The 25678-nt window shown below is 59.5% G+C and carries 22 protein-coding genes; 9 read left to right on the forward strand and 13 right to left on the reverse strand.

Annotation, left to right across the window (positions count from 1 at the left end; translation table 11 throughout):
- Positions 1-62 precede the first annotated feature (62 nt).
- Positions 63-758, reverse strand: coding sequence for a glutathione S-transferase family protein (locus AGR1_RS07950; RefSeq protein ID WP_149146641.1), 696 nt, complete (start codon positions 756-758; stop codon positions 63-65).
- Positions 759-1014: 256 nt separating this feature from the next.
- Here AGR1_RS07950 and AGR1_RS07955 point away from each other — a divergent pair, with 256 nt between their 5' ends.
- The gene (locus tag AGR1_RS07955) at positions 1015-2061 is read left to right on the forward strand and encodes a GGDEF domain-containing protein (protein ID WP_187772080.1); all 1047 of its coding nucleotides are present in this window, start codon (positions 1015-1017) and stop codon (positions 2059-2061) included.
- Between the two features lie 69 nt (positions 2062-2130).
- Entirely contained in the window at positions 2131-4014 is a 1884-nt protein-coding gene (locus AGR1_RS07960) for an ABC-F family ATP-binding cassette domain-containing protein (protein WP_149146642.1), read from the forward strand.
- A 73-nt stretch (positions 4015-4087) separates the two neighbouring features.
- Here the strand turns inward: AGR1_RS07960 and AGR1_RS07965 are convergent, their stop codons facing one another.
- The 5 genes from AGR1_RS07965 to AGR1_RS07985 form a co-directional block, all read right to left on the reverse strand.
- Positions 4088-4570, reverse strand: coding sequence for a heme-binding protein (locus tag AGR1_RS07965; protein WP_080790983.1), 483 nt, complete (start codon positions 4568-4570; stop codon positions 4088-4090).
- Between the two features lie 89 nt (positions 4571-4659).
- Positions 4660-5268 (reverse strand): response regulator transcription factor, encoded by a 609-nt coding sequence (locus AGR1_RS07970; protein ID WP_149146643.1) that lies wholly within the window; start codon positions 5266-5268, stop codon positions 4660-4662.
- Positions 5265-6968, reverse strand: coding sequence for an ATP-binding protein (locus AGR1_RS07975; protein WP_149146644.1), 1704 nt, complete (start codon positions 6966-6968; stop codon positions 5265-5267). Before AGR1_RS07975 ends, AGR1_RS07970 begins: the two co-directional genes overlap by 4 nt.
- A 96-nt stretch (positions 6969-7064) precedes the next feature.
- On the reverse strand, positions 7065-9005 hold the full coding sequence (locus tag AGR1_RS07980) for a bifunctional diguanylate cyclase/phosphodiesterase (RefSeq protein WP_080790986.1): 1941 nt from the start codon (positions 9003-9005) through the stop codon (positions 7065-7067).
- A gap of 113 nt (positions 9006-9118) precedes the next feature.
- On the reverse strand, positions 9119-10306 hold the full coding sequence (locus AGR1_RS07985) for a GGDEF domain-containing protein (RefSeq protein WP_149146645.1): 1188 nt from the start codon (positions 10304-10306) through the stop codon (positions 9119-9121).
- Positions 10307-10640: 334 nt separating this feature from the next.
- Between AGR1_RS07985 and AGR1_RS07990 the strand changes: the two genes are divergently transcribed.
- Positions 10641-11567: a Gfo/Idh/MocA family oxidoreductase gene (locus tag AGR1_RS07990; RefSeq protein ID WP_080790988.1), complete on the forward strand. Its 927-nt coding sequence runs from the start codon at positions 10641-10643 to the stop codon at positions 11565-11567.
- Between the two features lie 202 nt (positions 11568-11769).
- On the opposite strand, the gene AGR1_RS07995 is transcribed toward AGR1_RS07990, so the two are convergent.
- Positions 11770-12219 carry a DNA polymerase III subunit chi gene (locus tag AGR1_RS07995; protein ID WP_149146646.1) on the reverse strand — a complete coding sequence of 150 codons (450 nt, stop codon included), beginning with the start codon at positions 12217-12219 and terminating at the stop codon, positions 11770-11772.
- Between the two features lie 25 nt (positions 12220-12244).
- Positions 12245-13738 (reverse strand): leucyl aminopeptidase, encoded by a 1494-nt coding sequence (locus AGR1_RS08000; RefSeq protein ID WP_080793044.1) that lies wholly within the window; start codon positions 13736-13738, stop codon positions 12245-12247.
- A gap of 298 nt (positions 13739-14036) precedes the next feature.
- On the opposite strand from AGR1_RS08000, the gene AGR1_RS08005 reads away from it, so the two are divergent.
- The 6 genes from AGR1_RS08005 to rsmA all read left to right on the forward strand — a co-directional run bounded on the left by AGR1_RS08005 (position 14037) and on the right by rsmA (position 21797).
- Positions 14037-15206 (forward strand): LptF/LptG family permease, encoded by a 1170-nt coding sequence (locus AGR1_RS08005; RefSeq protein WP_080790990.1) that lies wholly within the window; start codon positions 14037-14039, stop codon positions 15204-15206.
- Positions 15203-16291, forward strand: a complete 1089-nt coding sequence (lptG, locus tag AGR1_RS08010) for an LPS export ABC transporter permease LptG (protein WP_149146647.1) — start codon at positions 15203-15205, stop codon at positions 16289-16291. Before AGR1_RS08005 ends, lptG begins: the two co-directional genes overlap by 4 nt.
- On the forward strand, positions 16291-18672 hold the full coding sequence (locus tag AGR1_RS08015) for an LPS-assembly protein LptD (RefSeq protein ID WP_080790992.1): 2382 nt from the start codon (positions 16291-16293) through the stop codon (positions 18670-18672). The genes lptG and AGR1_RS08015 overlap by 1 nt, the downstream gene beginning before the upstream one ends.
- A gap of 296 nt (positions 18673-18968) precedes the next feature.
- Positions 18969-19916, forward strand: a complete 948-nt coding sequence (locus AGR1_RS08020) for a peptidylprolyl isomerase (RefSeq protein ID WP_080790993.1) — start codon at positions 18969-18971, stop codon at positions 19914-19916.
- Positions 19917-19941: 25 nt separating this feature from the next.
- On the forward strand, positions 19942-20964 hold the full coding sequence (gene pdxA, locus AGR1_RS08025; protein ID WP_149146648.1) for a 4-hydroxythreonine-4-phosphate dehydrogenase PdxA: 1023 nt from the start codon (positions 19942-19944) through the stop codon (positions 20962-20964).
- Positions 20964-21797: a 16S rRNA (adenine(1518)-N(6)/adenine(1519)-N(6))-dimethyltransferase RsmA gene (gene rsmA / locus AGR1_RS08030; RefSeq protein ID WP_080790995.1), complete on the forward strand. Its 834-nt coding sequence runs from the start codon at positions 20964-20966 to the stop codon at positions 21795-21797. Before pdxA ends, rsmA begins: the two co-directional genes overlap by 1 nt.
- Positions 21798-21813: 16 nt before the next feature.
- Here rsmA and AGR1_RS08035 read toward each other — a convergent pair whose 3' ends face one another.
- The 5 genes from AGR1_RS08035 to mltG form a co-directional block, all read right to left on the reverse strand.
- The gene (locus tag AGR1_RS08035) at positions 21814-22212 is read right to left on the reverse strand and encodes a type II toxin-antitoxin system VapC family toxin (protein WP_149146649.1); all 399 of its coding nucleotides are present in this window, start codon (positions 22210-22212) and stop codon (positions 21814-21816) included.
- Entirely contained in the window at positions 22212-22445 is a 234-nt protein-coding gene (vapB, locus tag AGR1_RS08040; protein ID WP_031233980.1) for a type II toxin-antitoxin system VapB family antitoxin, read from the reverse strand. Before vapB ends, AGR1_RS08035 begins: the two co-directional genes overlap by 1 nt.
- 93 nt (positions 22446-22538) lie before the next feature.
- Entirely contained in the window at positions 22539-23201 is a 663-nt protein-coding gene (gene gmk / locus AGR1_RS08045) for a guanylate kinase (RefSeq protein ID WP_080790997.1), read from the reverse strand.
- A gap of 4 nt (positions 23202-23205) precedes the next feature.
- Positions 23206-24093, reverse strand: a complete 888-nt coding sequence (locus tag AGR1_RS08050) for a YicC/YloC family endoribonuclease (protein ID WP_149146650.1) — start codon at positions 24091-24093, stop codon at positions 23206-23208.
- 67 nt (positions 24094-24160) lie between these two features.
- On the reverse strand, positions 24161-25381 hold the full coding sequence (gene mltG, locus AGR1_RS08055) for an endolytic transglycosylase MltG (protein ID WP_080790999.1): 1221 nt from the start codon (positions 25379-25381) through the stop codon (positions 24161-24163).
- Positions 25382-25678 lie beyond the last annotated feature (297 nt).

Consider the following 25678-nt stretch of genomic DNA (forward strand, 5'->3'; position numbering starts at 1 on the left):
ACCCGCCCAAAGGCCCGAAAACAAGGGGGATCAACGAGATTGCGACGATGACGGCAGACATTTCACGCCGGTGTCACACTGCGACCCCTTGCGTCGTAGAGATCAAGGCAGCCTTCGAACCAGTCGCGCACGGGGTCGTTATCCGCAAACAGATCGGCCTCGGTGGTGATGCGCGCCCATTGCAGGGCGCCGAACACGATATAATCCGCAAAGAGCGGCGATGCGCCGCCGATGAAAGGCTGGAAGCTCAGCATACGCCGGATCGGCGCAAGCAATGCCGGAAAGGCTGCGATTTCCGCCTCGCGGTTCGCAACCACATCCTCGAGCGGGCGGCCGAGGGCTTTCGTGCGGCTATCGCGGAAATAACGGCGGTCCGGCTCGTCCAGCATATTGTGGATATCGAGCACGGCAATGCGGACGATGGCCGGGTGAAGCATCGTCTGCGACCAGCTTTCGACGAAACGGGCCATGGCCTTGCCGCCCTCGCCGTTGAACAGCGACGGGCGCTCCGGGTAAGCCTCGTCCAGATAAAGCGCGATCTCAAAACTGTCGCTCACCAGCTCGTCACCGTCTCGCAGGATCGGCACGGTCTTCGAAAAACCATCCTCCACCGTCGGGATCACCGTGAAGGGTAAAGGCCGCTCCTCGAAATCCAGCCCCTTATGCGCCAGCGAAAGCACGGTTTTCCAGCAGTGGGGAGAAAATGGCCGGGAAGTATCGCTTCCGCATAGCGAATAAAGCGTTCTGGAAGTCGTCATGGGCTGCCCTCTTCTACAATATCAATGAAACGATATAAGAACGGCCGGGCGATGAAATCAAATCAGGATTTGTCATTCAATCGATCACAAACGCATGTGATCCGCGCGTCTGTGCGAAATGAAATTTTTCACTTCGCAGCGCAACAATTTTTTCCTGATTCAATCAATTTTAAACCGTTGCTTGTAAGAATAACACCATTCAACAATCGGTTATTGCCGGTCTATTCATAATAATCTCTCGGTATTGGGGCTGTCAGTGACGACATCGGCGGGCGATAAAAAACGTGATCAGGCGAGAAGTTCTCTTGTCGTTACCAAAATTACGCAGTTCATCGCCAAGATGAACATTGCGCCTCTGCCGCGCAATTATGAATTGATCTACGAAATATTGTCCGGACACAATCCTGCCATGGGCCGCGACATTCTTGCGCTCGGCAATGCGCCGCAGCAGCACGAAATCGACCTCATCGGTCAGCGGCACAATCTGCCCGGCTTTTCGCGCATCGAAGCCGGACAGATGGCAAGCGAGGCCTTCGATACACTGACGCAGATTTCCGCGCGGCTTGATGCAAGCCTTCGACGCACAGAGACTTTCCTGGCAAGCCTTGAGCAGGATGAGGATGGCGAGCCGCCCGCAACGGAGCGCTTGGTCGATTTGCTGGGCGATATCCACGAAGAACAGACGAGCCTTCGGCATTTCATCGCCATGGGACTGGTGAAAATACGCGAGGTTGAAAGAAACCGGGGCGAGCTTCAGGCCGCCTCGTTGCGCGACGCGCTGACGGCTCTACCAAACCGAGCCGCCTTTCTCGAAAAGCTTGACCTTCTTTTTTCAAAGGACCGGGCTGCATCCGCCACCTCGCTGGTGCTGCTGGATATCGATCATTTCCGGGAGATCAACGGCAAATATGGCTCGTCCGCCGGCAACAAGGCATTACGACGTCTCGCCGCCCTGTTTCGCAAGACCATCAAGAAGGATGATTTCGTCGCCCGTATCGGCGGCGATGAATTCGCCTTTCTGTTTGCCGGCGTATCCCAAAATACGGCCGAGGCCATTGCCGAGCGGCTGCGGCAGAGCGTGGAGGCGTTGCGCTTTGCGACCGCTGGCGGCGATGGCGAACATCTGACGGTGTCGATCGGCGTCGCAGAAGTGGATGGCGCCGCCACGCCCGCCGAATTTTTCGGCCATGCCGAACTCGCGCTGCTTTCGGCCCGCTGCGGCGCACGTAATTGCGTCGCCGGTTATTCGCGGGAGGTGGCGCAGCATACCCGCAACAGCTATCTGGTGCAGCTCGGCGATTGACCGTTTAATCTCGCGCGATGTGGCGCGCGCGCTCTTGCCTTGGCCAGACAGTTCGGCCAAAACGGCGCCATGATTACGATTACCGATCTTTCCGCCCGCATTGCCGGGCGTCTGCTTTTGGACCATGCCAGCGTGACGCTTCCCGCCGGTGTGAAGGCGGGCCTTGTCGGCCGCAACGGCGCCGGCAAATCCACCCTGTTCCGGGTTATCACCGGCGACTTCTCGGCGGAAAGCGGTTCGGTGACGATCCCGAAGCAGGCGCGCATCGGCCAGGTGGCGCAGGAAGCCCCAGGCACCGAAGACTCGCTGATTTCCATCGTGCTTTCCGCCGACAAGGAGCGCAGCGCGCTTCTGGCGGAGGCGGAAACCGCGACCGATCCGCACCGTATCGCGGAAATCCAGGTGCGGCTTGTCGACATCGACGCCCATTCGGCCGAAGCGCGCGCCTCCAGCATTCTTGCCGGCCTCGGTTTCGATCACGAGGCGCAGCTTCGACCGGCCTCCTCCTTCTCCGGCGGCTGGCGCATGCGCGTGGCGCTCGCCTCCGTGCTGTTCGCCGAACCCGACCTTTTGCTGCTCGATGAGCCGACCAACTATCTCGACCTCGAAGGCACGCTCTGGCTGGAGGATTATATCCGGCGGTATCCGCACACCGTCATCATCATCAGCCATGACCGCGATCTCCTCAACAATGCCGTCAATTCCATCGTGCATCTGGAGCAGAAGAAGCTGACCTTCTATCGCGGCGGTTACGACCAGTTCGAGCGGCAGAAGGCCGAGGCCGACGAATTGCAGATGAAAGCGAAGGCGAAGAACGACGCCGCCCGCAAACATCTGCAAAGCTTCATCGACCGTTTTCGCGCCAAGGCCACCAAGGCACGGCAGGCGCAGAGCCGCATCAAGGCGCTGGAGCGCATGGGCACGGTGGCCGCCGTGATCGAGGATCACGTCCAGCCGATCACATTCCCCGAGCCGGAAAAGCAGCCCGCCTCCCCCATCGTCGCCATCAATGGCGGCGCTGTGGGTTATGAACCGGGCAAATCCATCCTGAAGCAGCTCAATCTGCGGATCGACAACGACGACCGCATTGCGCTGCTCGGCTCGAACGGCAACGGTAAATCGACCTTTGCGAAATTCATCTCCGGTCGTCTTGCGCCGCAGGCGGGCGATCTTCGTGTTGCTCCCGGGCTCAAGATCGGCTTCTTCGCGCAGCACCAGCTCGATGACCTCGTGCCGGATGAAACGCCAGTCGAACATGTGCGCAAACTGATGCCGCTGGCGCCCGAAGCGCAGGTGCGCTCCCGCGTGGCGCAGATGGGGCTTGCAACGGAAAAGATGGCGACGGCGGCGAAGGATCTGTCCGGTGGCGAAAAAGCCCGCCTGCTGATGGGGCTTGCGGCCTTCCATGCGCCGAACCTGCTGATCCTCGACGAACCGACCAACCACCTCGACATCGACAGCCGCCGGGCGCTGATCGAGGCGCTGAACGATTATAGCGGTGCGGTCATCCTCATCTCGCATGACCGCCACCTGATCGAGGCGACGGTGGACCGGCTGTGGCTGGTGGCCGACGGCACGGTCAAGACCTTCGAAGGCGACATGGAGGAATATCGCGATCTCGTCGTTTCCTCAGGCCGGAAGAAGGAAGACAAGACCGAGGCCGCTCCCGATCAGGCTTCCAAGGCTGACCAGCGCAAGGCCAACGCGGAAAAGCGCGCCCAGCTGGCGCCGCTCAAGAAAAAGATCAATGAAATCGAATCCCTGACGGCAAAGCTTGAGAAAGTGATTCAGTCGCTCGACAAGGAGCTGGCGGACCCGGCCCTTTATGAAAAGGCCCCTGCGAAGGCTGCCCAGAAAGTGAAGGAACGTGGTGAGGCCGCTGCAAAGCTCTCCGATGCGGAAGAGCAATGGCTGCTGCTTTCCAGCGAATATGAGGATGCGATGGCGGGCTGACGGGGCCGGGTTTGCAGTGCATCCCCTCTGCGTCCGGCGACCTCCGGGGAAGCCGCCGAACCTATTGTCGATCTTACTTCGCGCCGATCGTATTGAGGCCTTCACGCGCGCATTCGGCATCGATTGCACCCGATGGCGCGCCGCCGACACCGATACCGCCGACCAAGGCGTCGCCGATCTTGATTGGCAGGCCACCGGCCTGGATGACCATGCGCTCATCCATGTTGCGAAGGCCGTCATTGGCGGGCTTGGAGGCGATGAATTCGGCAATCTCGGCGATGTCACGTCCGAGCGATGCCGCCGCGAAAGCCTTGCCGGTTGCGCTGGAGACGGTGTGCGGGCCGGAACCATCCGCCTTCAGCACCGTCTTGGTGGCGCCATCGCGGGTGACGATGGCGACGGTGACGGCGTTGCCCTTGGCGGAGCAAGCCTGCAGCGCAGCCTTGGCCGCTTTTTCCGCCATCTCAAGCGGCAGATAGGGCGCCGTCGGCAGCGTTTGCGCCATTGCGACCGAAGGAGCGATCAGAGCGGAGACGATGAGAAAGTTGCGGATCATGAAAAGGTCCTCTTGGCTGTTGAGGACTACAGCTTAGGCAGAAGGCGTTGCGCAGCGAATCCGTATGTCTTGCCGCTAGCTCGGTAGTTCTACTGATCCGCGCCGGCTTCCAGCCATAACCGCGTCATTTCCGCCTGCGACGTGGTGCCGAGTTTGAGGCCGATGGCGGCGCGGTGGCTATCTACCGTGCGCGGCGACAGGCCAAGCCCATCGGCGATCTGGCGCGAGGTGAAACCGCGGGCAATACGTTCAAGTATCTCACGCTCGCGCGCGGTCAGCAGCGATAAAAGCGCCCTCGTCTCGGCATGAAGGGCTTTCGCGTCGAGCGTGCGGGCCAATATCCGGTGCGCCTTCTGGATCGCATCGATAAGATCCTGTTCATCCACCGGCTTGGAAAGGAAATCCACCGCACCATTCCGGAAGGCACGGCGGCAGGCTTCAATATTGCCGTGGCCGGAAATGATGATGACAGGCCAGTCAATCCCCTCTTCCGTCAGCTTCTCCTGCAACTTCAATCCGGTGATCGCTGGCATGCGGATATCGAAGATGAGGCAGCCCGGTTCGAGCCCGGATAGCTGACCGAGAAATACCACCGGATCGGCAAAGCCCTTCGCCTTGATGCCAACGGTGGACAGGAGCAATATCAGCGCCTTGCGTACGGCGTCATCGTCATCGACGAGATAGACGGGCAGCGTCATGGGGTCTGTGCCTCCGCTGCAATCGGCAGGACAACGCGGAAAAGTGCGCCGTTCTCACTCTCGACGTAAAGGATTTCGCCGCCGACGCGCTCCACCAGCCGTTGGCTGAGGGCAAGCCCCAGACCCATGCCGTTCGTTTTCGTGGTGGCGAAAGGCGTAAATAGCCGGTCGCGCAGGCCCGGTGCGATGCCAGGGCCGTTATCGGCAATCTCGAGAACGGCGAAATCATCGCTCCGGCTCAATCTTGCGGTGATCGCGCGCCTGCCTTCGATGGCCGTGAGCGCATCAAGCCCGTTGCGCAGCAGATTGAACATGACCTGTTCTATTTCGACGGGGTCGACCCGCACCAAGAGCGGAGCATCGGGCATGGCGATGTCGATGCTGGCTTCGTGCCGGGCCGCTTCTCCGGCAAGCAGCGCATCGACATTGCGCAAAGCGGCGCGCAGATCATGCGCGGCCACCGGCTGGCGGTGCGGCAGCGACCAGTTGCGAAACCGGTCGAGCATATTGGCGGCGGATCGCGCCTGATCGATCATATCGTCGAGGGCGCCGGAAAGGGCCGCGACATCCTGACGGGCAAGCAGCCGGCGCCCGGCCTGAGCCTGCGCCAATATCGCTGTCAGAGGCTGGGTCAGTTCATGGGCAAGACCGCTTGCCATCTCTCCGAGTGCATTGACCCGAGAAGCATGGGTGAGCCGCGCCTCCATGCCGCTCAGCTCGGCCCGTCTTTCGGCGGCGCGCATGCGCGTTCTCTGTCTTGCCATGACAGTACCGAGCAGGAAAACGATGCTCGCCCCAGCCATGCCCGCCAACACGGCGCGGCCGGGCAAGAGATCGCGCCAGGTGATCGAGAGCGCGACCTCAAGCATGAGCGGCTGGGTGGCGCTGCTCAGCTGCCGGACATATTGCGGCGCCTCCGGCATCGAGGGCGGGCCGAACAGGACTGTACCGTCAGGCATTTTGAGGCGGATCACCGCCTGTTTCGCAGACCAGAACGGGGCATCGGACGCCAGAAGCCGCGCCGCATCGACGGCAAGCACCAGCGCTTTCGAGGCCGTCTCGCTATTGGGGCTGCGCTTGACGATCATGTAATGGCCGGGCCTGAGATCGCTCGCTACCAGGGCTGGCCGGCCAGTAAAGACAGACGCCGCCTTGCGGATCGCCTCTGCCAGCTCGTTTTCCAGCGGCCGGGTGCCGATAACAGGCCCCGCCTCGTTGAGGGGAACCAGCTGAACCTCGTCGATGCGCGGGTAAAATTGCAGAATGGGTGCTGCGACATCGAGCAGCAGGCCGTAATCCGCCCCCTGCTCCGCCTGCGCTACCGCCGAAAGCGCCGTCACATGGGCATCATGCTGATCGGCGCGGCGGGATGCCTCGGCCTGCAACGCGTCGCTCTCTCGCCCCAGTTCGCCGAGCAGGCTGACATATTGATAAGCCGCCAGAGCGGAAATGACTGCCGCCATGAGTAATGCCCAAGCCAGAAACAACCTGAGAACATTCCATCCTGTCAGTCGCCGCGGATTGTCCGACGTAGGCCGGTCGCCTGATACGGCATGGGCGGCCGAGCGAAGCGAGCGGGCGCCACCCTCGCCCTTGGCCGATTCATTCGGCAAGTGCTCGGCCGGCTTTCCGGGCATGTCGTTCCACGCATCGTTGTTTTCAAGCATCGGCCCGCCCGCATGACCCGCAAAAAGGGTCATAACATTCGCTCATCAAAGGAGTTTCTCAGCACAGACCGGGAAAACATTCAATGCAGCGGTCGCCGAATTTACCCCTGACCGCCATTGGCCTCCACGCTAAGCGCAAGCCCTGCGCGGCTGCAATCGCGCAAGCGGTACGGCCGGGGAATAAAGATAACCCTGCCCGAAGCGAATGCCCATCTGCATGAGGAGCCGGCTCTGTTCCTCGGTTTCTATGCCTTCCGTCACCAGCTTTGCACCATAGCGCTCGGCGCTCTCGAAAGCGAGCGCGATGGCCTCCCTGAACCGCGACTGGTCGAGCCTCGACGTCATCCAGTGGTCGATCTTGACTTCTTCGAATGGGAAGCGCGCCAGCAAAGTGAGTGCGGCATAACCGGTGCCGAAATCATCAAGCGCCAGCCGGACGCCTGCGGCAATCAGCGAGTCGAAATTCTGCTGTACGACGTCGGTGGTCGGTATTCTGCTCATCTCCGTCACTTCGATTGAGAGGCGATGCGCCGGCACCGCCATTTCGTGCAGCAGCGCCACGACCCGGTCTGCGAAATGCGCGCTCGCAAAAGACGACGCGGAGATATTCACCGCCAGATGAAAATCCGCCTCAAGGCCCTGCAGGTCTCGAAGGTCACGCACGACGGCTTCTATCGTCGACCATTCGAATTCCACCAGCAGCCGATGGCGTTCGGCGATCTCCAGCACATAATAAGGCGATAGCGCCTGCCCCCGCGCATCGACCGCGCGCAGGAGCGCTTCGGCGCCGATCATGCGGCGATCGCGTATTTCGAATTTCGGCTGGTAACAAATGGGCGGCGTGCCGGATTTGATCCAGTTGACCAGCATCTGCCGCACCGCCTCGTCCCGTGTCGCTTTCTCGGCAAAGGAGAAAGGGAAAATCTGCACCGGATGATCGCTTCCCTTCAGCGCGAGGCTGAGGTGCCTGAGGAACGAGGCCGTGTTCTGCCGGGAAAGCCTGTCGAGATTCGCCGCACCGATTTTGAGATGCGGCACCGGCCCCGCCTCCGCCAAGCGGCAAAACGTGCTCAACCCGTCATGCAGATGCATCATGAGTTTTGTGCTTTCGGACTTCTCCAGCGAAATCCCCCGCATGACGACCGCAAGCGTCGTGTCGCCGAACATGAAGCTGCACGGCGTATCGGAGCTGCATAGCAGGCCGTCCTCCCTGTCGCAGATTTCACGCGCCAGCCTCGGCCAGAAAAGATCGCTCCAGTCCTCGCCCTCGCAGGCGGCGACATCGGCAATATTGACGATCTCGATCAGAATGAGGGCATGCGAAACCGCCGGCTCCTGCCGCATCATCGCTTCTATATGGTCCCTTAGGGCGCGCCTGTTGGGCAGGCCGGTCAATGAATCCGTGCGTGCCGCCGTCTCGCGTTGCCTTGTCTCTTCCCGCGCCCGCGCCTCGTTGCGCAGAAGGATGAACAGGCAGAAGATCATCGGCAGGCCGACGGCGACGGCGCCCAAGGTTCGGCGGCCTATTGCACTTAAAAACAGCGACTGGTCGACCAGCCCAAGGACGAACGAGACCGAGACGGCAAGCAGCACGGCAATGAACCTGACCGCGAAGACGGTGAGGATATCCCGAATTCCCAGATCGGCGAGACGACGCTTGCGCATCCAGCCATACATGATGATGCCGCTGGCCGAAATGACAACCATGTCCTGCAGGGCCGCAAAAAACAGCACGGGACCACCGAACACGAAACGCCCGGCCGCCACGAGGGACAGGCTGATCAGCCCGCCCTGCCAGGAGCCAAGCACCCCAGCCAGAAACAGCAGGTCGGAGCGGATATAGGGTTTGGAGGGCAGCTTGATGAATTCGGACACCAGCAGCGTCAGCAGAAAGCCCGCCATTCCAAAGATGATGCCGTAATAGATTTTATAGCGCGGGTCCTCGAGGGCTATATTTCGCCGCACAAGCATAAGCACAGACACCATGCCAATCACGGCGGCAGCCTGAAGCAGCAGGAATGGAAGCTCGGCAGCCGATGCTGCCGCTTGTGCAGCGATCAATTCCATCATCTGCGTTCCCCGGTTATTATTTTGTTCTGGCGCCGGCATTCCGGCACATGGCCTTCACAAATCCTGCTTCTTGCAGGGCAGACTTTACAACACATCGCCAGACCTTCGCCGCCCTATGCCGACATCGCGGATTCGACGTCGTAAATCTCCGCTGGCTCGACAAACGCTCCCATATGCCCGGAGGCGAGTACCAGCCGATCGCGGCCTTGACGCTTCGCCTCGTAAAGCGCCACGTCGGCCCGGTTCACCATCTCGTATATGATTTCCCTGCCGTCACCGGAAACAGCAATGCCGAGGCTGACCGTGACGATTTCCCGTCCGTCGGGACGGTTAAGGTGGGGTATGGCCTCGTCGATCACGGCCAATCTGAGCCTTTCGCCAATGGCGAGCGCGGCGGAAAGAACGCAATTGTCGAGCAGAACCACAAATTCCTCTCCACCGTAACGCGCGACGAAACTTCTGTCGCCATCGTCCCTGCGAAGGGCGCTGCGCAGTCTGCCGGCGACCCTGCGCAGGCAGTCGTCGCCAGCCAGATGACCCTCCGAGTCATTATAGCTCTTGAAATAATCGACATCGAGAAGGATGAGCGCCCGGGGCCGGCCGCTGCCGCCCGAAGCGTGGCTCGCCGCTTCGTCAAAGCTGCGGCGGTTGCGAATGCCGGTGAGCTGGTCGGTATTGGAAAGCTGCTGAAGCTCGTGATTTGCCCTCTGGATCCTCTGCAGCAAAGTCTTTTCACGCAGCGAGGCCAGATAATCCCGCCTTTCCACCTGCTCGATACGAAAGGCCGCAAACAGCGACACGGCGCTGATGCCGACGGAACACATGATCGCCGGCAGCTTGGCCACCTCACTCGTCACGGTGACATATTCCATGCCGACGATGAAAACCGCCATGCAGCCGAACGTTCCCATGACCGCAACCGGAAACGGTTTTCGGTGTATCGTGTTCATATAGAGGACAACGGTGACGATACCCATGTAATATTCGCTCGCCGACGAGGTCCGCGCATTGGCGTAGATGAACATGATCGATGCGACGACCAACATGCAGCCCAGCCCGTGAAGGACCTCGTGCGCCACCGCATCCGCCCGCTCCCTGAGCGCATAGTATCGTGCCGGAAAATAAAGAAAAAGAAGCGGCGTGATGATAAGCAGGCGGACCGTCAAATCCAGCCAGATGATATCCGGCACCAGACTTATGTCCACAAACACGTAGAGATTGTAGAGAATGACGCCGAAAATCAATCCATATGTATTGAATTGCCGGCTGCTTTCGTTGACCTTCCGAAGGAAGCCAGACACGCGGTCATCTCTAAACAAAACCACCAAACACCTGTTGTGTAAAATATATTCAAGTGAAATCTAAAACTATTACGGATATTTTCACAATACATCGGATAAAATTAACATTATAACTATCGCCATTCAAAAACAACACTTCATAATCCAGAAAAATATTTGATATAATCGAATATTAATCGATCTGCGGATACACACACCGAAACTTGTTACGATATTACGGCTTGAAAAAAGACGCACCGCATGGAAACGATCACCTTGCTCCTTGGAGCGTTTCTGCTAGAAACTTGTAAAAATCACACTTTATCCCATGCAGCACTCAGACGGGTTCCACTTCATGTCAGCCACCAAGCTTGCCATCGTCGGCGTCGGCAAAATCGTTCGCGACCAGCATCTTCCCGCCATTGCAGGCAATCCGGATTTTGAGTTGATCTGCACCGCAAGCCGTCACGGCACCGTGGACGGCGTCTCTTCCTATGGCACCATCGAGGCCATGCTGGAGGCTGTGCCTTCTATCGATGCGGTATCGCTGTGCATGCCGCCACAATATCGCTACGAGGCGGCTTACGCGGCGCTGAATGCCGGCAAGCACGTCTTCCTTGAAAAGCCGCCGGGCGCCACCCTTTCGGAAGTGCAGGATCTCGCTCGGCTGGCGGATTCGAAGGGCCTTTCACTGTTTGCGAGCTGGCATTCGCGTTATGCGCCTGCGGTCGAGGCTGCGAAGGCGTTTTTGGCCTCGACGACAATCGACAGCGTGCATGTCATCTGGAAAGAGGATGTGCGTCACTGGCACCCGAACCAGGCCTGGATCTGGCAGGCGGGCGGTCTCGGCGTGTTTGACCCCGGCATCAATGCGCTTTCGATCATCACCCATATCCTGCCGCGCGCGCTGTTCCTGACCAAGGCGACACTCGAATTCCCGGAAAACCGCGACGCCCCGATCGCCGCCGACCTGCATTTTTCCGATGTGACGAAAATGCCCGTCCATGCCGAATTCGACTGGCGTCAGACCGGCAAGCAAAGCTGGGATATCGTTGCCGAGACGGCCGCGGGACAGATGGTGCTTTCGGAAGGCGGAGCAAAACTCTCGATTAACGGCGAAGAAAAGCTCTCCCAGCCGGAGCGGGAATATCCGGCTCTTTACGAGCGTTTCTCGGAAATCATCAAGGCAGGCCGTTCCGATGTCGACCTCGCGCCGTTGACCCACGTGGCCGACGCTTTCCTGCTCGGCCGCCACAAATTCGTGGATTCCTTCTACGACTGAGAAGCCGAAACGCTTGCCAAGAACGCTGATTCAAACGGCGCGACTGACGAAACGGTCGCGCCCTGAATTTCTGGCCTGATACAGCGCTCTTCAATGCTGTGCAGCGGTCCCATGCGGTCTGTGTCCACATGAAGGGGCAAGTGCACCACCAATGCTGAGACGGGCATCAACCGCCTGTCGGCGAGGCACGGTCCCTGGTGGATCAGGCTTTTTTCTGCCAGCGGCCTTCTGGCGATTGCTGCCAATAGGTCAGGGAGTGCCCCTCCGTTTTCAGCCTCTTCCAATGGTTACGTGCCATTTCCAGCTGGTAGGCATCGTATCCGTCGAACATGAAGACGACGCGTTCATAAGCCTCCACCGCCGGCGGCTCGGCGCCATCAATGAGAAAGCGGACACTTGCCGCGTTGGCGTTCTCGTCCGACGCCGTCAGGAGAATCGGCTGGTTTTGTGGTGCAGGCGAAGTATCGGTGGCGTGCGGCAGGAAACTGTCGTCCCGAAAGGTCCAAAGATGCGTGTCGAGAAAATCCCGCCGCTCCTCATCCACCGTCTGGACCGCGACCTTCCAGCCGCGTTCCAGCGATTTTTCGAGCAAGGGCGGCAGCGCGTCCTCCAGCTTCGATTCCGTCAGGTGATAGAACAGAATTTCAGTCATACGCCGGCGTGCCGCTCCGCTCGTTTCAATCTTCGTAATGGGCGCGAACGAGTTCGTTCAGAAGACGCACGCCGTAACCCGAGCCCCATGACTGGTTGATCTCGGTCAGCGGTGAACCCATGGCCGTGCCGGCGATGTCGAGATGCGCCCATGGCGTTTCGCCCACGAAACGCTTGAGGAACTGCGCGGCGGTGACGGAGCCCGCCAGGCGGCCCGAGCTGTTCTTCATGTCTGCGAATTTGGAATCGATGATCTTGTCGTAGTCCTTGCCGAGCGGCATGCGCCACAGTTTTTCCGCCGTCACATCGCCTGCCTGTGCAAGCCGCGTCGCCAGTTCGTCATCGTTGGAAAACAGGCCGGCCTGCAGATTACCGAGCGCCACCGTGATCGCACCGGTCAGCGTGGCGAGGTTGATCATGAATTTCGGGTTGAAGCGATCCTTGGTGTACCAGAGCGCATCGGCCAGAACCAGCCGGCCCTCCGCGTCCGTATTGATGATCTCGATGGTCTGACCCGACATGGAGGTGACGATATCGCCGGGACGCTGGGCGTTGCCATCGGGCATGTTCTCGACCAGGCCAATGACGCCAATCACGTTCGCCCTGGCCTTGCGGGCCGCCAGCGTGTGCATCAGGCCGGTAACGGCCGCAGCACCACCCATGTCGCCCTTCATATCTTCCATATTGAGGCCGGGCTTCAGCGAAATACCACCGGTATCGAATACGACGCCCTTGCCGACAAAGGCGATGGGCTCATCCTTCTTTGAACCGCCGTTCCATTGCATGACCGCCAGCCGCGGCGGACGGGCCGACCCCTGCGCCACGCCCAGAAGCGCGTTCATGCCGAGCTTTTTCAGTTCCTTCTCGCCGAGGACTTCCACCTCGACGCCGAGCTTGCGCAGCTCTTCGGCCTTCTCGGCAAATTCGACAGGTCCGAGAATATTCGGCGGGAGGTTGACGAGATCGCGCGCGAGAATCACACCGTCCGCAACCGCTTGCGACACGGCAAAGGCCTTCTCGGCCTCCTTGTGAGCGGCGGTGACAATGACAACCTCGACCTTCTTCGGCGCCTTCTCGTCGTCCGACTTCTTCTTGGTCTTGTAGGCATCGAAACTATAGGCGCGCAGCAGCAGACCAAGCGCGAAATCACCTGCCGCCCGTGCGCCAACCTCGACGTTCGGTGCGTCGAGGTAGATAACGACCTTTTCCGCCTTCTTGAAATGGGCGGCCGCGGTACCGCCAGCACGCAACCAGTCGTGCGCAACCAGCTTGGCTGGCTTGCCAAGACCGATGACAAGCAAACGATCGGCGGCGGAATCCTGCGGTGCGATCACATCGAGCGTCGTCATGGATTTTGCGGAAAAACCTGCGATCTTCGCCGCCCTTTCGATCACACCGCCCGGATCGGCCTCGGAGGCGCCGGCAACGGCCTGAGCCTCACCCGAGGCCTGCAGCACAACGGCGAGCGCATTTTCCAGCACGGCGGAATTGGCGAAAGAAATATCGAATTTGGCGGACATGTTTTCCTGCTCTTCTTCTACGACTTGCACGATGCGCATGATCATGGCCTTTTCGGCCCCGGGCGCAACCCCGCATTCTTTAAAGCCCCACAGTCGTTAAAGGAAAGGCATTTTTGTGGAATGCGAAATCACGTCATGAAACCGACAGCTTGTTTCACAAAAAGACACAGGCAGCGGAAAAATCGTCGCGCAAAACATATTTGTGAGCGCGCTGGAATAGCCAATTGCAAACGATGCGATTAGATAGACGAAAATTCGGCGAGCGATCGCACTCAAGAACAATGTCGAACAGGGCCGTATGAAGCTTCTCGAGAACTATATCCTGCGGCGGACAACGCAGATGTTTCTGGTCGCGCTGCTGCCGGTGCTGGCCATCATCTGGACCATCCAGGTTCTCCAGAGAATCAATCTCGTCACCGATACGGGCCAGTCGATGGGTTCCTTCATGGCGCTCGCGACCATGATCCTGCCGACGCTGATCCCCGTCGTCCTGCCTTTTGCGCTGGTGATCGGCATTACCCAGATTTTCACGACGATGAACAACGATTCCGAGCTTGCCATCATCGATGCGGCCGGTGCGCCGCGGTCGGTGATGTATCGCCCGGTTCTCATTCTGGCCGCCGTTCTGAGCGCTTTTTCCTTCACCATCACCAATTTCATCGAGCCGCCCGCCCGCAGTTCCGCCCGGCAGATGGTGGCCGCCGCCTATGCCGACCTTCTGTCCTCGGTGATCGAGGAAAAGACTTTCCGCACCATTCAGGACGGTCTTTACGTGCAGATCGCCCAGCGGCAGGGCCGTATTCTCAAAGGCCTGTTCGTCGCCGACCGCCGCGATCCGAATTTCGACCTCATTTATTACGCCAAGGAAGGCATGATCGATGAAAGCGGCGCCTCGCTCACCATGCGCGACGGTGAAGTGCAGCAGAAGACGCCGGACGGCAAGGTCTCGATCGTCAAGTTCCTGTCCTATGCCTTCGACCTTTCGACCATGTCGGAAAAGCAGGATTCCGAGCCGTCGCTCTCTCCGGGCGACGCCAGCCTCGGTTTCCTTCTCGCGCCCGACGAGAACAATGCGAGCTACAAACGTTCGCCGGAAAACTTCCGCAGCGAGTTGCACAAGCGTCTGTCCGACTGGATGTTCGCCTTCTCCTTCGCGCTTATTTCGCTGGTCATCGCCGCCGACGCCCGTTCGCACCGCGAGGCGCGCCTGCATCCGATGGTGGCCGCACTGGTGACGGCCTTCATGTTGCGGTGGCTTGGTTTTTACGTCACCAATCAGGTCAAGCAGAGCGCGGCCTTCATTCCTCTGGTTTACGCCGTGCCGGGCCTTAGCGGCGGCGCTGCCGCCTTCATTCTGCTGACCGGCCGAAAGCCGAAAATGCCGACAGTCATCGCCGATGCGATGGGTCGTCTGCGCCGTCTGTTCTCCAGCCGGATGGCGAAAAGCTCTGGGAGCGGCAACGCATGATTTTCAACACGCTCTCCCGGTATTTCCTGAAGCGATATCTGCTCACCGCCGTCTGGTTCGTGCTCGGCGTATGTTCGATCATTTACCTTGCCGATTTCAGCGAAACGGCACGGCGCATGTCCGGCCTGCCCGGCTATTCCGTTCCGGCCGCCCTTGGCCTGACGGCGCTTCGCCTGCCGCTGATCCTGCAACAGACCGTGCCCTTCATCGCGCTTTTCGTCGGCATGACGACGCTGATCTCGCTCAACCGGCGTTACGAACTGGTCGTGACGCGCGCCGCCGGCATTTCCGCCTGGCAATTCATCCTCCCCTTCGTGCTCGGCGCGGTTTTCATCGGCATCCTGTCCGTCATGGTCCTCAATCCCATCGCCGCGTGGGGCCAGAACAAGTCGCTGGCCATGGAAGCCGGCTTGCGCAACGAAGCGGGCGGCGGCCGCCAGCAGGAGATCGTTCCGTGGATGCGCCAGTCGAGCGGCGGCCTGGATACGATCATCGGCGCCAAGAGCTTCGAGGACAACGGAACGCTGCTTCTCGACGTGGTTCTGATCGACATCGACAAGGACGGAAACATCGTCTCGCGTAAGGATGCGAAGTCGGCTAAATTGGAAGATGGTTACTGGCTTCTTAACGGCGTTTCGGAAACGCGCGCCGGGCATGTGTCAGTTCGGCAAGAGAGCACGCGGATCAGTACCAATTTGAGACGGGAATTCGTCCAGGAGCGCATGACGCAGACGGAAACCGTTGCTTTCTTTGACCTTTCTCACAAGATCGAAGTTGCAAAGTCCTTTGGACTATCTTCAAAGGCGCTTGAGACGCAGTATCATTTCCTGCTATCGACGCCCCTGCTTCTGGTCGCGATGACCTTGATCGCCGCGACCGTTTCATTAAAGTTCAGCCGCTTCGCCCAATCGCGCTCCGTGATTCTGGGTGGAATCGTTTCCGGCTTCGTGCTTTATGTAGTAACCGTGCTCGTAAGGGCATTCGGGAGTGGTGGTGTTGTCCCTCCCACCGTCGCGGTCTGGGTTCCAGTCATCGTGGCGTTGGCTTTGGGGGCAACCATTCTGCTTCATCAGGAGGACGGCTAGTGGCGGTAATTGACCGCGGGAATATCAGGCGGCTTTGGACGGCCCTTCTGACAGGTGCCGCTGTGTGCGCGTATTTGGCATCCAGCCCGGTCGCTTTCGGCCAGGATGGTTTGCTTGCGTCGGCAAGCCAAGACGATTCGAAACTCCTGCTTACAGCAAATGAACTGACCTATAATCGCGATTCCCAGCGCGTGATTGCGAAGGGCGTCGTTCGCATGAAATATTCGGGCTACCGCATGGTGGCCCAGCAGGTGGAATACAACCAGCAGACCGGCCGCGTGATCGCCCATGGCAACATCGAGCTGATCGAGCCGGGCGGCAACAAGATTTATGCCGACGAGATGGACGTGACCGATGACTTCGGTCAGGGCTTCGTCAATGCCCTGCGCGTTGAGACAACGGATAACACCCGTATTGCGGGTGAAAGCGCCGAGCGTCTCGAAGGCGACCGGATGGTTCTCAACAACGGCGTCTACACCGCCTGTCTGCCCTGCGCCGAACGGCCCGAAAAGGCGCCGCTGTGGCAGGTCAAGGCCGAGCGCGTCATTCAGGACGGCAAGACCCATACGGTGCGGCTGGAAAAGGCCCGCCTTCAGCTTTTCGGCCACTCGATCGCCTATCTGCCGTTCCTTACGGTTCCGGACAACACAGTGAAGCGTAAATCCGGCTTCCTGTTCCCGCAGATGAGCCTGACCAACAAGCTTGGTTTTGGCCTTGGCGTTCCCTATTTCCAGGTTCTTTCCGACACGTCGGATTTGACCATCACGCCGACCTACTACACCAAGCAGGGTCTGTTGCTGCAGGGCGAATTGCGGAACCGTTTCGAAAGCGGCATGCATACATTGACGATTGCCGGCATCAGCCAGCAGTCGTCTGACACCTTCAACGCCGGAACGAGTGACGCGTTGAACGATCAGCGCGGCATGGTGGCAACCAAGGGTGATTTCAGCATCAACCCGCGCTGGGCTTTCGGCTGGGACGCCATGGTGCAGTCCGACAACAACTTCTCGCGCACCTATAACCTCAAGGGCTACAAGAACGACGTCCAGACCAACCAGATTTATCTGACGGGCACTGGCGAGCGTAACAGCTTTGACGCCCGTGGTTATTATTTCAACGTTCAGGACACGGATAATTCGGAGCTCAAGGAACGCAAGCAGGCGATCGTTCATCCGGTCGTAGACTATCGTTACTTCCTGCCGGATCCGATCTATGGCGGTGAACTGTCGCTGACCACGAACTTCACGAGCATCAGCCGTTCGACGCAGGATTCCTACGCGATGGGCGGCTTCCCCCGATTCAACGGTCTGGAAGGCTCTTATACGCGCTGGACCACGGAAGCGGAATGGAAGCGCACCATCACGATGGATAGCGGTCTTCAGATCACGCCGATCCTTGCGGCGCGCGGCGACGCGCTGTGGACCGACATGAATGCGGCAAGCTTCACCTCCGGCGGTACATCCTATGCCTATGAAGGCATGATCCATGACGATGCTGCCCTGCGTGGCATGGTCACCGGTGGCCTTGAGGTGCGTTATCCCTGGCTGTTCACGGCCCTCAACAGCAGCCACGTGATCGAGCCTATCGCGCAGATTTTCGTTCGGCCGAACGAGCAATATTCCGGTCGTTTCCCGAACGAGGACTCGCAAGCCTTTGTGTTCGACGCTACCAACCTGTTCGAGCGCGACAAGTTCTCCGGCTTCGACCGCATCGAAGGCGGTACGCGTGCCAATCTCGGCTTCCGCTATAACGGCACGTTCGACAATGGTTACGGCATTCGTGCCATTGCCGGCCAGTCCTTCCATCTGGCGGGCGACAATTCCTTCGCGTCTTACGATCTCGTCAATGCAGGCGCCAATTCGGGCCTCGAATCCGACCGTTCGGATTATGTCGCCATGGCCGCTTTCGACGCGCCGATCGGACTTTCGCTCTCCTCGAGCCTGCGTCTCGACAAGGACGATTTCGACATCAACCGCTCGGAAACCGGTATCAGCTATTCGGACCGCCGCATCAACGGTAAGCTCAGCTATACGCAGGTCAAGGCGCAGCCGAAATATGGCTATACCGAAGACCGCGACATCATTCAGGCGTCCGGCACGCTGCGCATGGACGACAACTGGTCGCTTTTCGGTTCGATCAATTACGATCTGAACGGGAAGTTTGCCGCTGAACGCCGTATCGGTATTGCCTATCAGGATGAGTGCACAATCCTGACGGTCAGCTATTCGGACGAAGGCAATATCAATTCCAGCCGTCAGGCCGCCAATGACTGGTCGATCAATGCGCGTCTGGCCTTCCGCACGCTCGGCGATATCAGCATCGGCTCAGCCAATGAGGACTGGAACGACATGGATATCGGCTGGAAGCCAAACAACTACTGAGTTTAGAGGCAGGTTACGCAGCATCGTGACCTGCCTTTTTACCATTTGGCCAGTAAAGCCACGGTTTCGCCGCAACAACACGCCAATGTCGGCCGCACATGGAACCTATCGGGTTTTCTTTCAACAAACCGACACATTGCCGTCTTGCGGATCGCGATGATATATACGTGGCAAATTCGCGGTGCGGACGCACAGGTGCAGGTCTGAAAGCGGGAAAGTTCAATATTCCCCCATCAGGCAGAACAAGATTGGCGGGACAGGGCAACAGGACCCTGCCCGACGAAAGGGAGAAGGATATGATGAATTTCGGAAAGACGGCTTTGCGTGGCGCTGCTTTCGCCTTTGCGATATTCGCCGTTCCCATGGCTGTTGTGCCCTATGCCGGCCAGGCCTTCGCCGATAGCACCGTCAAGATCGTCGTTAACAAGACACCCATCACCAATGACGATATTGCCAAGCGCGTCGCCTTCCTCAAGCTGCAGCGCCAGTCCGGTAATCTCAATGAAAAGGCGCGCGAGCAGCTTGTCGATGAAGCGCTGAAGCGCGAGGAAATCGCCCGCGTCAAGATGTCGGTCAGTACCGACGATGTCGATGCGGCCTTCGCGCGCTTTGCCGGCAACAACAAGATGAGCCCGCAGCAATTGACGAAGGTGCTTGCGCAGGCGGGGGTCGGCGCCGACCATTTCAAGGCCTTCATCGCCGTTCAGATGAGCTGGCCGCGCCTTGTCAACGCCCGTTACGGCGCACGCGGCAAGATGTCGACGCAGGATCTCGTTACCCGCCTGAAGGAACGCGGCGACAAGCCTGTCACCACGGAATATTTCCTGCAGCAGGTTATCTTCGTCATACCGGAATCAAAGCGCAAGGCCATTACCGGCAAGCGCAAGGCAGAGGCTGAAGCCTCGCGCAAGCGTTACCCCGGCTGCGACCAGGCCATGAGCTTCGCCGCGACCATGCGTGACGTGGCGATCAAGGACCTTGGCCGCATTCTGGCGCCGGAACTGCCGGAAGACTGGAAGGCTTTGGTGGAAAAGACCAAGGAAGGCGGCACCACCGGAACGCGCGTGACCGAAAAGGGCGTCGAATATCTTGCCATCTGCAAGCAGCGTCAGGTTTCCGACGACTATGCGGCGGAAATGGTGTTCAAGTCCGAAGACCTGATGAAGGCCAAGGACGGTGAAAACCCGAACGAAAAGAAATATATGGATGAGCTGCGCAAGAAGGCGCAGATCGTCAACACCTGATATTGATTAAAGAGCCGGGTCTTTCGTGACATATGCATCCCTGCCGCTTGCCCTGACACAGGGAGATCCAGCCGGTATCGGCCCTGATATCGCTATCACCGCCTGGGCTAAGCGCCGGGAGAACGGCGTGCCGCCCTTCATCTTCATCGGCGACCCCGATGTGGTGGCGAGCCGCGCGGCGTTGATCGGCGTGCCGGTCAATATCGAGACCTGCGGTGCGGAAAGCGCCGTCGGCCTGTTCGAACAGGCTTTCCCCATCCTTTCCCTTCCCGTCGGCTTCGAAGTGCAGGCGGGTCAGCCGCATGTCGGAGCGGCGCACGCGACGATCAAGGCCATTGAAGCCGCCGTTTCCCTCACGGTCGAGGGCAAGGCTGCGGCCGTCGTCACCAATCCGATCGCGAAATCGGTGCTATACGAGGCGGGTTTCGGCTTTCCCGGTCATACGGAATTTCTGGCCGATCTCGCCTTGCGCCAGACCGGCGAGCAAGTCATCCCGGTCATGATGATTGCCGGCCCCAAGGTCCGTGTGGTCCCGGTGACGATCCATATCCCCGTGAAAGACGTGCCGGCCGCTCTCACCGAGGAGCTGATCGTCACGACCTGCCGGATCATCGATGCCGATCTCCGGCAGAAATTCGGCATCGAGGCGCCGCGTCTGGCGGTTGCCGGCCTCAACCCGCATGCGGGTGAAGATGGCGCACTCGGCACGGAGGATCGCGATATCGTTCACCCGGCCACCATGCGGTTGCGGAAGGATGGGATCGATGCCTTTGGCCCCCTGCCCGCCGACACCATGTTCCACGATGCCGCCCGCAGGCGTTATGACGTTGCGGTGTGCATGTATCACGATCAGGCGCTCATTCCGGCCAAGGCGCTCGGCTTTGAAGATTCTGTCAACGTCACGCTTGGCCTGCCCTTCATCCGCACCTCGCCCGACCATGGCACCGCCTTCGGCATTGCCGGCCAGGGCATCGCCAATGAGGCGAGCCTGGTCGCGGCGCTGAAGATGGCTGCGGAGATTTCCGCCCGCAGCCGGGTTGGCGCATAATGGCGGCCATCGACGGACTACCGCCGCTGCGCGATGTCATCCAGCGTCATGGGCTCGACGCGAAGAAATCGCTCGGCCAGAACTTCCTGTTCGACCTCAACCTGACCCAGAAGATCGCCCGTACGGCCGGGCCGCTCGAAGGCGTGACGGTTATCGAAGTCGGCCCCGGTCCCGGCGGCCTCACCCGCGCGATTCTTTCCCTCGGGGCGAAAAAGGTCATCGCCGTCGAACGCGACAGCCGCTGCCTGCCGGCGCTGGCGGAAATCGAAGCGCATTATCCCGGACGGCTCGAAGTCATCGAAGGCGACGCGCTGAAGACGGATTTCGAGGCACTGGTTCCCGCTGGCGAGCCCGTGCGCATCATCGCCAACCTGCCCTATAATGTCGGCACCCAATTGCTGGTCAACTGGCTGCTGCCGAGGGAGTGGCCGCCCTTCTGGCTTTCGATGACGCTGATGTTCCAGAAGGAAGTAGGGCAGCGCATCGTGGCTGGAGAAGGTGACAACCATTATGGCCGGCTGGGCGTTCTCGCCGGCTGGCGCACGGTTTCCGAAATGGCCTTCGACGTCCCGCCGCAGGCTTTCAGCCCACCGCCAAAAGTCACCTCCTCCGTCGTGCACCTGTTGCCGAAGGACAAGCCGCTGCCCTGCGATGTCGCCAAGCTTGAAAAGGTCACCGAAGCCGCCTTCGGCCAGCGCCGCAAGATGCTGCGCCAGAGCGTGAAAAGCCTTGGCGGCGAAACGCTGCTGGAAAAAGCGGGGATCGACCCCACGCGGCGAGCGGAAACGCTGTCGGTGGAGGAATTCGTCACTTTGGCGAACGCGCTGGGATAAATGCGAAGCGCTGAGACTATACCCAGTTTTCGGCTCGCAAGCCCGGCATACGAATGAATTCGCGCATATTATTGGTTACGACGATCAGCCCCTCACTACGGGCGTGACCACCAATCTGCATATCATGAACGCCGCACGGCGTTCCAACCTTGGTAAGTTCGGCCCTGATCTGGCCGTAATGTGCGGCGCCTTTGTCGGCGAAAGGCAGAACCTCCAAACGCGCGGTAAAATTTTCAATGGCGCTGATGTTTTCCTGGCGCCGGACGGATTTTTCAGCACCATAATAAAGCTCGCCGAGTGTGATGCTCGAAATACACAGTTGATCTGCCAGAGCGTTGAACTTCTCCCGCAACTCGGGAGGATAAGTCTTCATCACATAGATACATATATTGGTATCGAGCATATATGTAAGCATCAGAAGGGCTCACGCTCATCCAATGCAGGCTCTTCCCGAACGGAAAGAAAATCATCCGTCGCACGTGGGCCGGTCAGAAAGAGGTCGTCCCAGCGCTTTCCCTGCGGCACTATAACACGCGCGAGACCAATCTTCAGAACATCGACCTTATGCACGTCATCAGGAAAAGCCACGGCCTTCGGTAGCCTTACAGCTTGACTGCGATTGCTTATAAAAACCGTTGACGTTGCCATTGTCAGAGCCTCGTATATCCTGCTGGGATATACATAACGTCTAACCGCTTCGATTTCAAGATTTTAGGGCCGGTAGCCATACACTACCTTCCATCAGAGCTTCGGCTCTTCCTCCAGCAACGCCCGCACGAAATCGAACATGCCGTGGCGGCGGTCGCGGCGGACGCGTTCGGCTTTCACGATTGCTTCGACGGCCTCGAAAGCGGCCTGCAGGTCGTCATTGAGAATGACGTAATCATAGTCGCGCCAGTGCTCGATCTCGGCACGGGAATTGAGAAGCCGGGTCTTGATGACCTCTTCGGTGTCTTCGGCGCGGCGATGCAGGCGCGATTGCAGTTCGGTCATGGTCGGCGGCAGGATGAAGATCGAAACGACGTCCGCCTTCATCTTGTCCTGAAGCTGCTCGGCGCCCTGCCAGTCGATATCGAACAGCATGTCGCGGCCTGCGGCCATGGCTTCTTCCACCGGCTCGCGCGGGGTGCCGTAGAAATTGCCGTGAACTTCGGCCCATTCCAGCAGCGCGTCGCTGTCGCGCAGGCGCTCGAAATCGCGCTTGGAAATGAAATGGTAGTGGATACCGTCAATCTCGCTCTGGCGGCGCGGACGTGTCGTGACGCTGACGGACAGGCCGATATTTTTGTCCTTGTCGAGCAGGTTGCGCGCAATCGTGGATTTGCCCGCGCCCGATGGCGAAGAAATCACCAGCATCAACCCTCTGCGGGCAATCGTGACGGGAGAATTATTCACCGGGGCCATGGGTCTACTCCAGATTTTGGACCTGCTCGCGGAACTGGTCGATCACCACTTTCAGCTCTATGCCTGCTGCGGTTACCGCACTGGCGTTCGATTTGGAACAGATTGTATTCGACTCGCGGTTAAATTCCTGTGCAAGAAAATCGAGCTTGCGGCCGACCGGCCCGCCATTGGCCAAAAGCTCCCGCGACGCCTGAACATGGGCGTGCAGCCGGTCGATCTCTTCGCGCAGATCCGCCTTGGTGGCGATCAGCGCCGCCTCTGCATGAAGCCGGTCACGGTCGAGCCCGTGCAAGCCGTCGCCGATGAGGGCGATCTGCTGGGCGAGCCGTGCCGCAATTTGCTCGGGCTGGCGGGAAGGATCGTTTTCAATGATGTCTGCGAGCTGCTCGATCCGGTTGATGTGACCGGACAGGATGGCAAATAGCGACGCCCCTTCGCGCTCGCGCATATCCTTCAGCTTCTCGACCGCGGCGGCGAAGCCGGCAAGCACATCACCGTTGCGCGCGGCCTGCACCTCCGCATCGTCTTCCGCCTCGCGAAAATCGACGAGCCCGCGCAGCGCCAGCAGCGTATCGAAGCTCAGCGGCTTGTCTTCCACGACATCGCCAAGCTCCTTCTTCAGCGCCAGAACAGCCGCCAGAGCATCGCGGTTGATCACCGCCTCCAGCCGGTTTTCCGCAATCGCCAGCGTCAGACCCGCCTGGATATTACCGCGGGAAAGATGCTCGCCTGCGATTTCGCGCAGGGCCGTTTCCAGCGCTTCAAGACCGGTCGGCAGACGTAGGCGCACATCGAGCCCCTTGCCATTCACGGACCGCAATTCCCACGCCCAGCGGTAACGGCCGGAGGTTCCTTCGCTGCGCGCAAAGCCGGTCATCGATTGCAATGTCATATCTGGAAGCCCCCCGTCATGCCTTACAGAACCGGGCCCTGTGGATCACAGGGCCCGGTCGAGATTATCAGTTGTTGGCGGGTTTTTCCGCCTCGGCCCCACCCGGCTGACCATCCACGACAACATCGGGATTGGCGCCGGAAGCAGCCTTCTCAGCCTCAATCTTGCGCCAGCGGCGAACATTGGCGTTGTGCTCTTCAAGCGTCTTGGCAAAGACGTGGCCGCCGGTGCCGTCGGCAACAAAATAAAGGTCATCCGTGCGCCATGGATTGGCGACCGCCTCAAGTGCCGCGCGGCCCGGATTGGCGATGGGAGACGGCGGCAGGCCCTTGATGACATAAGTGTTGAACGGCGTCTGCTTCTGCAGGTCCGACTGATAGATCGGGCGGTCCGACGGTTTGCCGTCGCCGCCGAACAGGCCGTAGATGATCGTCGGGTCGGATTGCAGGCGCATGCCCTTCTTCAGGCGGTTGTAGAACACGGAGGCGACATGGGCGCGTTCGTCGTCCTTGCCGGTTTCCTTCTCGACGATCGAGGCAAGCGTCACGAATTCCTCGACGGTCTTGATCGGCAGGTCGGGATCGCGCCGTTCCCAGATCATGTCGATCAGCTTGTCCTGCGCCGCACTCATCTGGTTGATGATTTCTTCGCGCTTGGTGCCGCGGGTGAAGCGATAGGTATCCGGGCGCAGGCTGCCTTCCGGCGGCAGCGTGGCGGGAAGCTCGCCGTCCAGCACTTCATCCGCAGCAAGACGTGCGAACATCTGCTTCACGGTCAGGCCTTCCGGCAGCGACACAGAATAAAGGATCGACTTGCCGGACTCCAGCAGCACCATGATGTCCTTCATCGATGCGCCAGCCTTGATCTCGTATTCACCCGTCTTCAGCGTCTGGTCCTTCTGCAGATAGCTGCCGGTCATCAGGCGGAAAACGCGGGCGTTGGAGATGATGTCATTGCGTTCGAGATTATTGGCGATCTCGATGATGCCTGCGCCGTTGCGCACTGTGAAATGGGTGTTTGTCTGGAGCGGACCGGGCTCCTGGAACGCATTGATCATGTAATAGAAAGCGGCAATGGCCAGCACACAGACGGCGACGGCCAGCGTCATCAGAAAGTTCAGGAAGATCACAAGCTGGCCGTGGGCCTTGCGGGAACGCTTGGGCGGAGCCGGCACTTTTTCCGGCCGCAGCGCCTCCGTCGGGGATTTCGGAATGATCGGGCCGCGATTGCCTTCGCCCGCGCCGGTTTGTCCGTATGGTCCCTGGCTGTTCTGGTTCGTGTCGCTCACCGTCGGTCCTTTTCAGTTCGGCGTTGTCAGCGCTTTTTGCGCAGGTAATGCGGCAAAAACAGGTTCGGAATGCCGTCCCGCACCACATAGAGGTGTCGTGAAGCCTGCTGTTCCGCTTCACGAACATCGTTTCGGACAAAGCCGATTGAGGGAGCAGCCCGCACCGGCAAATGCTTCCCATAAAACGACTACAATAGCGGCGTGAAAACCGGAATAGCTTTCACAAGCCGCAATGCGTTCTTCAAATGAAAGAACGTCCTTTGTCAGCACCCGGTGGGAGGGCGCCAGCGGCGGCAG

This window comes from Agrobacterium sp. B1(2019) (assembly GCF_008274755.1).
Classification (GTDB): domain Bacteria; phylum Pseudomonadota; class Alphaproteobacteria; order Rhizobiales; family Rhizobiaceae; genus Agrobacterium; species Agrobacterium salinitolerans.

Coding starts and splice junctions, on each gene's coding strand:
- AGR1_RS07990 (WP_080790988.1), top strand. CDS start 10,641: ATGTCAGCCACCAAGCTTGCCATCGTCGGCGTCGGCAAAATCGTTCGC.
- AGR1_RS08020 (WP_080790993.1), top strand. CDS start 18,969: ATGATGAATTTCGGAAAGACGGCTTTGCGTGGCGCTGCTTTCGCCTTT.
- lptG (WP_149146647.1), top strand. CDS start 15,203: ATGATTTTCAACACGCTCTCCCGGTATTTCCTGAAGCGATATCTGCTC.
- rsmA (WP_080790995.1), top strand. CDS start 20,964: ATGGCGGCCATCGACGGACTACCGCCGCTGCGCGATGTCATCCAGCGT.
- AGR1_RS08005 (WP_080790990.1), top strand. CDS start 14,037: ATGAAGCTTCTCGAGAACTATATCCTGCGGCGGACAACGCAGATGTTT.
- AGR1_RS07995 (WP_149146646.1), bottom strand. CDS start 12,219: ATGACTGAAATTCTGTTCTATCACCTGACGGAATCGAAGCTGGAGGAC.
- AGR1_RS07970 (WP_149146643.1), bottom strand. CDS start 5,268: ATGACGCTGCCCGTCTATCTCGTCGATGACGATGACGCCGTACGCAAG.
- gmk (WP_080790997.1), bottom strand. CDS start 23,201: ATGGCCCCGGTGAATAATTCTCCCGTCACGATTGCCCGCAGAGGGTTG.
- vapB (WP_031233980.1), bottom strand. CDS start 22,445: ATGGCAACGTCAACGGTTTTTATAAGCAATCGCAGTCAAGCTGTAAGG.
- AGR1_RS08000 (WP_080793044.1), bottom strand. CDS start 13,738: ATGTCCGCCAAATTCGATATTTCTTTCGCCAATTCCGCCGTGCTGGAA.
- AGR1_RS08050 (WP_149146650.1), bottom strand. CDS start 24,093: ATGACATTGCAATCGATGACCGGCTTTGCGCGCAGCGAAGGAACCTCC.
- AGR1_RS07950 (WP_149146641.1), bottom strand. CDS start 758: ATGACGACTTCCAGAACGCTTTATTCGCTATGCGGAAGCGATACTTCC.
- AGR1_RS07960 (WP_149146642.1), top strand. CDS start 2,131: ATGATTACGATTACCGATCTTTCCGCCCGCATTGCCGGGCGTCTGCTT.
- AGR1_RS07980 (WP_080790986.1), bottom strand. CDS start 9,005: ATGATGGAATTGATCGCTGCACAAGCGGCAGCATCGGCTGCCGAGCTT.
- AGR1_RS07975 (WP_149146644.1), bottom strand. CDS start 6,968: ATGACCCTTTTTGCGGGTCATGCGGGCGGGCCGATGCTTGAAAACAAC.
- AGR1_RS08035 (WP_149146649.1), bottom strand. CDS start 22,212: ATGCTTACATATATGCTCGATACCAATATATGTATCTATGTGATGAAG.
- AGR1_RS07965 (WP_080790983.1), bottom strand. CDS start 4,570: ATGATCCGCAACTTTCTCATCGTCTCCGCTCTGATCGCTCCTTCGGTC.